This window comes from Rhizobium sp. P2_G9, from assembly GCF_056403475.1.
On sequence record NZ_JBFUFK010000140.1, the window covers coordinates 1 to 512 of the forward strand.

Annotated in this window: 1 pseudogene; it reads right to left on the reverse strand. The window is 45.9% G+C overall.

Features of this window, described 5'->3' with window-relative positions:
- Positions 1-412 precede the first annotated feature (412 nt).
- A pseudogene (locus AC1DYF_RS40380) lies at positions 413-512 on the reverse strand (IS5/IS1182 family transposase); the annotation flags it as partial.

Sequence of the window (512 nt, forward strand, 5' to 3'; positions counted from 1 at the left end):
AAATCACTTGGAAAACGAAGCGCGTCTCGAAATCACTTGGAAAACGAAGCGCGTCTCGGTTATGCTCACGCCGAGCGATAACAGTCCAGGTCATCGGAAACCCCATTTTGATTTAGCACCAAAAGGGAATCACAACCTGCTGTTATCGCTCAACTACTTTTAAATCGGGCTCTTAGAAGGATGAAATAGAACAGCTCGAACATCCAAAATTCCCGCCGTGAAGACCGGCCGGAAAACGTGAAATACTGCCGCATTGCATTGAGATAGGATTTCATTTTCGCCCTCCAAAGAATCCGGGATTTATTTATCTTGGATTTAATAACCGTGGATTGTCAAGGGATGGTTGGCGTTGTTTCCACGGATGGAAGCACGTCAAATATTGGCTTGGAACGTTAGAGCCCGATTCAAAAGTTCATTCGTAGATCCAATACCTTGCGATGCGCCTTGTGAGCATTCGGATTGAAGCGATTTGCGCCCATGCTGTTGAGCTTTCGATGGATTTTTCCCAATCC